Here is a 6,257-nt window from a genome sequence, read left to right on the forward strand (position 1 = left end):
CCCGGGCCCTTGACGAAGACGTCGACCTTCTTGACACCGTGCTCCTGGGCGCGGCGGGCGGCCGACTCGGCGGCGAGCTGCGCGGCGTACGGCGTGGACTTGCGGGAGCCCTTGAAGCCGACGTGGCCGGCGGACGCCCACGAGATCACGGCGCCCGACGGGTCGGTGATCGAGACGATCGTGTTGTTGAAGGTGCTCTTGATGTGCGCCTGGCCGAGCGGGACGTTCTTCTTGTCCTTGCGGCGCGGCTTGCGCGCGGCCGTGGCACGAGTCTTGGGAGGCATGTGTTCTCTGATCTCCTGGTCTGATCGGACCGGGGCGGTTCAGCTCAGGGAGCCGACCGCACCACGGACTGCTATCAGCGGGCCTTCTTCTTGCCCGCCACGGTGCGCTTCGGACCCTTGCGGGTACGCGCGTTGGTCTTGGTGCGCTGACCGCGCACCGGGAGGCCGCGGCGGTGACGCAGGCCCTGGTAGGTGCCGATCTCGACCTTGCGGCGGATGTCGGCGGCGACCTCGCGGCGCAGGTCGCCCTCGAGCTGGAAGTTGCCCTCCAGGTAGTCGCGGAGCGCGACGAGCTGGTCGTCGCCGAGGTCCTTGACCCGCAGGTCCGGGTTGATCCCGGTCGCGGCCAGCGTCTGCTGGGCGCGGGTACGGCCGACGCCGTAGATGTAGGTGAGCGCAACCTCGAGCCGCTTCTCGCGGGGGAGGTCGACGCCGATCAGACGTGCCATGTGCCTTCCGGCTCCTGTACTTCTTCCAGAGGTCTGCCGCACCGCCCTCCCGCGAAGACCGCGGGCCCCGGCCCCTGGACCGGAGGTTCCCCCCGACCTGCCCCGTGAGGAGCCCGCTCCGAGAGAGCGGTGTCGAGGTTCGTGGTGGTGCGCTGTGTCCGACGGCGAGCGCGTGCCGTCAGCAGGTGGCTGCGATCAGCCCTGGCGCTGCTTGTGGCGCAGGTTCTCGCAGATCACCATGACGCGACCGTGCCGGCGGATCACCTTGCACTTGTCGCAGATCTTCTTGACGCTCGGCTTGACCTTCATCAGTGGTTCCTCCGCCGCCGTACGCACGCCGGCGGGTGCCGGCGCCACGACGGCGCTCGATGGGGTGGTGGTTACTTGTAGCGGTAGACGATCCGACCGCGGGACAGGTCGTACGGGCTGAGCTCGACCACGACACGGTCCTCCGGGAGGATCCGGATGTAGTGCTGACGCATCTTGCCCGAGATGTGCGCGAGGACCTTGTGGCCGTTCGCCAGCTCCACACGGAACATCGCGTTCGGCAGGGCCTCGACCACGCTGCCCTCGATCTCGATGACGCCGTCCTTCTTTGCCATGTCCTCCGCTAACTCTCGTCTGTCCCCGGGCGCCCGTCAGCAACGTGACGGAGGTCCGGATGTCGTGCGTGCCGCCTGCTCACCCTCGTCCCGACCGGCCGACGTGACGTCGAGCCGGTGCTGGTCTGCAGCGCCACCAACTCGCGCCTGCATCTCGAGGAACTGCCGAACGGACTACACCCGACAGACCATCGTACTCCATGGTTCCAGCAGCTGCGAACGTGGGGTGGACGGTCGTCGGTCACACGCTTTCGTCGGTCACACGTCGAGGGGCACGGGCACGACCTCGAACGGGGCGAGCCCCGCACGCCCGCCGTCGGCGGCCGTCAGCACGCTGATGCCGTCCTCGAGCAGGGCGACGCTGTGCTCCCAGTGCGCGGCGCGGGAGCCGTCCTGCGTCACGACCGTCCAGTCGTCCGCGAGGACCCGGGTCGCCCCGCTCCCCCGCGTGACCATCGGCTCGACGGCGAGGCACATGCCGGGCCGGAGCCGAGGACCGCGGTCCGAGGTGCGGAAGTTCACGACGTCGGGCGGCTGGTGCATCGCCGTGCCGATGCCGTGACCGACGTAGTCCTCGACGATCCCGTACTCGACGCCGGAGACGCCCCCGGCGAGCTCGACGGCGGCCTCGACCGCCGTCCCGACGTCGCCGAGCCGCTTGCCGCCCGCCAGCGCCGCGATTCCCGCCCACATGGCCGTCCGCGTGGCGCGGACGAGGTCGAGGTCCGCCGCGTCGACGCCGTCGACCGCCGTCGTGCCCTCGACGTCCAGGGCGCCGTCCGGGCCCAGCACGACGCTGATCGCGGAGTCGCCGTGCCAGCCGTCCACGATCGCGCCGCAGTCGATCGACACGACGTCACCGACCTCGAGCACGCGGGTGCCGGGGATGCCGTGGATGACCTCCTCGGAGACGGAGACGCAGATCGTCGCGGGGTAGCCCTCGTAGCCGAGGAACGACGGCGTCGCCCCCGCCTCCGCGATGACCCGCGCCGCGACCGCGTCGAGGTCCGCCGTCGTCAGGCCCGGGCGGGCCGCGGAACGCACCGCGTCGAGCGCCGACGCGACGACCAGGCCGGCGCGCCGCATGACGCGCACCTGGTCCGGCGTCTTGAGCTCGATGCGCTCGCGCGAACCGAAGATCATGGCGTCGCGGGCCTCAGCCGAGCTCGGCGGCCAGCGCCTGGACGATGCGCTCGGTGACCTCGGAGACGTCGCCGATGCCGTCCACCTTCGCGAGGATGCCCCGCTCGGAGTACGCGGCGGTCAGCGGCGCGGTCTGCTCGTCGTAGATGTCGAGCCGGCGCGCGATCGCCTCCGGGGTGTCGTCCTCGCGGCCCTCGATCTCGGCGCGCTTGGCGATCCGCGACAGGAGCTCGTCCCGCGCGGCGGTGAGCTCGATGACGCCGTCCAGCTCCCAGCCGAGGTCGGCCAGGATGCCGTCGAGGGCCTCGACCTGGTGCGCGTTGCGCGGGTAGCCGTCGAGCAGGAACCCGGCCTTGACGTCGTCCTCGCCGAGGCGCGAGCGCACCATCTGGTCGGTGACCTCGTCGGGCACGAGCTCGCCCTTGGCGCTGTACTCCTGCGCGAGCCTGCCGAGCTCCGTGCCGCCCTTGATGTTGGCGCGGAAGATGTCGCCCGTCGAGATGGCGGGGATGCTGAACAGCTCGGCGAGGCGCGCGGCCTGCGTGCCCTTGCCCGCCCCCTGCGGCCCCATGATCACCAGGCGCGTCACCCGCGCCTCGGCGCTGGGGGCACCGTGGAGCTCGCGGCGGGTGGTCGGCGTGGCAGCGGCGGGGCCGCCTTCGTTCGTCTCGGTCAACGGAGGAACCCTTCGTAATGACGCTGCTGGAGCTGGGAGTCGATCTGCTTCACGGTCTCGAGCCCGACGCCCACGATGATGAGGATCGACGTGCCGCCGAACGGGATGTTCGTGGTGACTCCCAGCACCACGAGCACGATCGTGGGGATGAGCGCCACGATCGCCAGGTAGATCGAGCCCGCGGAGGTGATGCGGGTGATCACGTAGTCGAGGTACTCGGCCGTGGGCCGGCCGGCGCGGATGCCCGGGATGAAGCCGCCGTACTTCTTCATGTTGTCGGCGACCTCGTCCGGGTTGAACGTGATCGACGTGTAGAAGAACGCGAAGAAGATGACCATCAGCACGTACAGCACGATGTACAGCGGGTCGGACTGCTGGACCAGGTTCTCCGAGATCCAGAGCACCCAGCCCGCGGTCGGCTCGCCGAACTGGGCGATCAACCCGGGGATGGCGAGGATCGACGCCGCGAAGATGACCGGGATGACACCGGCCATGTTGATCTTGATCGGGATGTAGGTGCTGGTGCCGCCGTACATGCGGCGTCCCACCATGCGCTTCGCGTACTGCACCGGGATGCGGCGCTGCGACTGCTCGACGAACACGACCAGCCCGACGACGAGCACGATGACGAGGATCATCACGATGAAGTTCAGGGGGCCGTTCGAGCCGCCGGCGATCGACCAGAGGGCCGACGGGAAGCTCGCGGCGATCGACGTGAAGATCAGCAGGGACATGCCGTTGCCGACGCCGCGCTCGGTGATCATCTCGCCGAGCCACATGACCAGGCCGGTACCGGCCGTCATCGTGATGACCATCAGCGTGGCCGTCACGAAGCTGTCGTCCGTGATCACGTCGACGGGGCAGCCCTGGAAGAGCATCCCGGTGCGGGCGGTCGTGATGATCGTCGTCGACTGCAGGATCGCGAGGGCGATCGTCAGGTAGCGCGTGTACTGCGTCAGCTTCGCCTGGCCCGACTGGCCCTCCTTGTGCAGGGCCTCGAACCGAGGGATGACCACGCGCAGCAGCTGCACGATGATGCTCGCGGTGATGTACGGCATGATGCCGAGCGCGAAGATCGACAGCTGCAGCAGGGCACCGCCGCTGAAGACGTTGACGAGACCGAGCAGCGAGGTGCTGCCCTCGAGGGCCGCGACGCACTGCTGCACGTTGCCGTAGTCGACGCCGGGTGTGGGCACGAGCGACCCCACCCGGAAGAGCGCCATGATCGCGATCGTGAACAGCAGCTTGCGCCGCAGGTCCGGTGTCCGGAAAGCCCGGCCGAATGCGCTGAGCACCTATCCTCCTGGCCCGCCGCGGCGGGTTGTCGTGTCGCCGGGGACCGGCGAGGTGTGGCGCGAGCTCCCGACACCGCGGCCCGTGGGCCACGCCGCCGTCACGCCGACTCGGTCAAGGTCCGACCGAGGAGACCCCGGCCTCGCCGTCACCCGGATCAGGTGCGTGGCGCGGACCGTGACGGATTCTACGTGCCCCGGACCAGTGATCCAGACCACACGCCGTCGCGGTGGGCTGGCCTGCCGGAGCACGCCGGGAGCACACAGGGCCGGCAGCGCGTGTGCGCCGCCGGCCCTGTTGCGGATGTCAGTCCTCGGAGACCGTGCCGCCGGCCGCCAGGATCTTGTCCTTGGCGGAGCCGGAGACGCGGTCGACCGTGACGTCCAGCTTGACGGTGATCTCGCCGTTGCCGAGCACCTTCACCGGCTGACCCTTGCGGACCGCGCCCTTGGCGACGAGGCCCTCGACGGTGACGGAGCCACCCTCGGGGTACAGCGCGGCGAGCTTGTCCAGGTTGACGACCTGGTACTCGACGCGGAACGGGTTCTTGAACCCGCGCAGCTTCGGGAGGCGCATGTGCAGAGGCATCTGCCCACCCTCGAAGCCGGCGGGAACCTGGTAGCGAGCCTTCGTACCCTTGGTACCGCGACCCGCCGTCTTGCCCTTCGACGCCTCACCACGACCCACGCGGGTCTTGGCGGTCTTGGCGCCGGGGGCCGGACGCAGGTGGTGGACCTTGAGCGGCTGACCCGCCTTCTCGGTGTTGTCCGCCATGATCACTCGACCTCCTCGACGGTGACGAGGTGCGCCACCGTGGTGACCATGCCACGGATCTCCGGACGGTCCTCCTTCACGGCGGTGTCGCCGATCCGCTTGAGGCCGAGGGTCCGCAGCGTGTCACGCTGGTTCTGCTTGCCGCCGATGGCGGACTTGACCTGGGTGACCTTCAGTCGAGGCATCACGCACCCACCTTCTCGTCAGCCTTGGCCGCCTTCTCGGCGAGCCCGGCGGCCTGCGCACGCAGGAGCGCGGCCGGGGCCACGTCCTCGAGCGGCAGACCACGGCGGGCGGCCACGGCAGCCGGCTCCTCGAGGCCCTTGAGGGCCGCGACGGTGGCGTGCACGATGTTGATCGAGTTGGACGAGCCGAGCGACTTGCTCAGCACGTCGTGGATGCCGGCGCACTCCAGCACGGCGCGCACCGGACCACCGGCGATCACACCGGTACCCGGCGAGGCCGGACGCAGGAACACGACGCCGGCGGCCTCCTCACCCTGGACGGGGTGAGGGATGGTGCCCTGGATGCGCGGGACGCGGAAGAAGTTCTTCTTCGCCTCCTCGACACCCTTGGCGATCGCCGCGGGCACCTCCTTGGCCTTGCCGTAGCCGACACCGACGGTGCCGTCGCCGTCGCCCACCACGACCAGCGCGGTGAAGCTGAAGCGACGACCGCCCTTGACGACCTTCGAGACGCGGTTGATCGTCACCACGCGCTCGAGGAAGGCGTTCTTGTCGGCCTGGTCGCGGCCACCGCCACGGCGGTCGTCACGACGACCGCCACCGCCGCCGCGACCACCGGAGGCGGAGCATGAGCGCCCGCGAACTCGACGCCGCCCAGATCACCGACCCCGCCCTGCGCGCCGCCTACCGCACCTGCCGCACCCTCAACGCCCGCCACGGCAGGACGTACTTCCTCGCCACCCGGCTGCTCCCCGTCGAGCGCCGCCCGACCGCCCGCCGCACCACCCCCCGCCCGAGCCTCCGCCGCACGAGTCGTCCTCGCTCCGGCCTGCGCGGCCTGTCCGTCGTCG

9 protein-coding genes and 2 pseudogenes are annotated in these 6,257 nt (G+C 70.2%); 1 reads left to right on the forward strand and 10 read right to left on the reverse strand.

Features of this window, described 5'->3' with window-relative positions; translation table 11 throughout:
- The 10 genes and pseudogenes from rpsK to rpsE all read right to left on the reverse strand — a co-directional run.
- Positions 1-284 (reverse strand): 30S ribosomal protein S11 (gene rpsK / locus ACFWEK_RS17405; protein WP_430554844.1); only part of this gene is annotated, 284 nt, incomplete at its 3' end.
- Between the two features lie 74 nt (positions 285-358).
- Positions 359-733, reverse strand: a complete 375-nt coding sequence (gene rpsM, locus ACFWEK_RS17410; protein ID WP_380321661.1) for a 30S ribosomal protein S13 — start codon at positions 731-733, stop codon at positions 359-361.
- Positions 734-928: 195 nt separating this feature from the next.
- Positions 929-1,042: a 50S ribosomal protein L36 gene (gene rpmJ, locus ACFWEK_RS17415; RefSeq protein WP_009740505.1), complete on the reverse strand. Its 114-nt coding sequence runs from the start codon at positions 1,040-1,042 to the stop codon at positions 929-931.
- Between the two features lie 71 nt (positions 1,043-1,113).
- Positions 1,114-1,335: a translation initiation factor IF-1 gene (infA, locus tag ACFWEK_RS17420; RefSeq protein ID WP_012867920.1), complete on the reverse strand. Its 222-nt coding sequence runs from the start codon at positions 1,333-1,335 to the stop codon at positions 1,114-1,116.
- Between the two features lie 258 nt (positions 1,336-1,593).
- On the reverse strand, positions 1,594-2,478 hold the full coding sequence (map, locus tag ACFWEK_RS17425) for a type I methionyl aminopeptidase (RefSeq protein ID WP_430547439.1): 885 nt from the start codon (positions 2,476-2,478) through the stop codon (positions 1,594-1,596).
- Positions 2,479-2,491: 13 nt separating this feature from the next.
- On the reverse strand, positions 2,492-3,049 hold the full coding sequence (locus ACFWEK_RS17430; protein WP_430554845.1) for an adenylate kinase: 558 nt from the start codon (positions 3,047-3,049) through the stop codon (positions 2,492-2,494).
- A 101-nt stretch (positions 3,050-3,150) separates the two neighbouring features.
- Positions 3,151-4,449 (reverse strand): preprotein translocase subunit SecY, encoded by a 1,299-nt coding sequence (gene secY / locus ACFWEK_RS17435; protein ID WP_429764750.1) that lies wholly within the window; start codon positions 4,447-4,449, stop codon positions 3,151-3,153.
- Positions 4,450-4,753: 304 nt separating this feature from the next.
- Positions 4,754-5,221 (reverse strand): 50S ribosomal protein L15, encoded by a 468-nt coding sequence (gene rplO / locus ACFWEK_RS17440; RefSeq protein WP_429764752.1) that lies wholly within the window; start codon positions 5,219-5,221, stop codon positions 4,754-4,756.
- A 2-nt stretch (positions 5,222-5,223) separates the two neighbouring features.
- Positions 5,224-5,406 (reverse strand): 50S ribosomal protein L30, encoded by a 183-nt coding sequence (rpmD, locus tag ACFWEK_RS17445; RefSeq protein ID WP_079573239.1) that lies wholly within the window; start codon positions 5,404-5,406, stop codon positions 5,224-5,226.
- A pseudogene (rpsE, locus tag ACFWEK_RS17450) lies at positions 5,406-6,017 on the reverse strand (30S ribosomal protein S5); the annotation flags it as partial. The pseudogene rpsE and the gene rpmD, both read right to left, overlap by 1 nt.
- Positions 6,018-6,034: 17 nt before the next feature.
- Here rpsE and ACFWEK_RS17455 point away from each other — a divergent pair.
- A pseudogene (locus ACFWEK_RS17455) lies at positions 6,035-6,257 on the forward strand (hypothetical protein); the annotation flags it as partial.

It is taken from the genome of Isoptericola sp. NPDC060257, assembly GCF_042726645.1.
GTDB lineage: Bacteria > Actinomycetota > Actinomycetes > Actinomycetales > Cellulomonadaceae > Isoptericola > Isoptericola nanjingensis.

Excerpts from the sequence above, each read along its gene's own strand:
- map (WP_430547439.1), bottom strand. The coding sequence starts at position 2,478 with ATGATCTTCGGTTCGCGCGAGCGCATCGAGCTCAAGACGCCGGACCAG.
- rplO (WP_429764752.1), bottom strand. The coding sequence starts at position 5,221 with ATGGCGGACAACACCGAGAAGGCGGGTCAGCCGCTCAAGGTCCACCAC.
- rpmD (WP_079573239.1), bottom strand. The coding sequence starts at position 5,406 with ATGCCTCGACTGAAGGTCACCCAGGTCAAGTCCGCCATCGGCGGCAAG.
- rpsM (WP_380321661.1), bottom strand. The coding sequence starts at position 733 with ATGGCACGTCTGATCGGCGTCGACCTCCCCCGCGAGAAGCGGCTCGAG.
- rpmJ (WP_009740505.1), bottom strand. The coding sequence starts at position 1,042 with ATGAAGGTCAAGCCGAGCGTCAAGAAGATCTGCGACAAGTGCAAGGTG.
- infA (WP_012867920.1), bottom strand. The coding sequence starts at position 1,335 with ATGGCAAAGAAGGACGGCGTCATCGAGATCGAGGGCAGCGTGGTCGAG.
- ACFWEK_RS17430 (WP_430554845.1), bottom strand. The coding sequence starts at position 3,049 with ATGGGGCCGCAGGGGGCGGGCAAGGGCACGCAGGCCGCGCGCCTCGCC.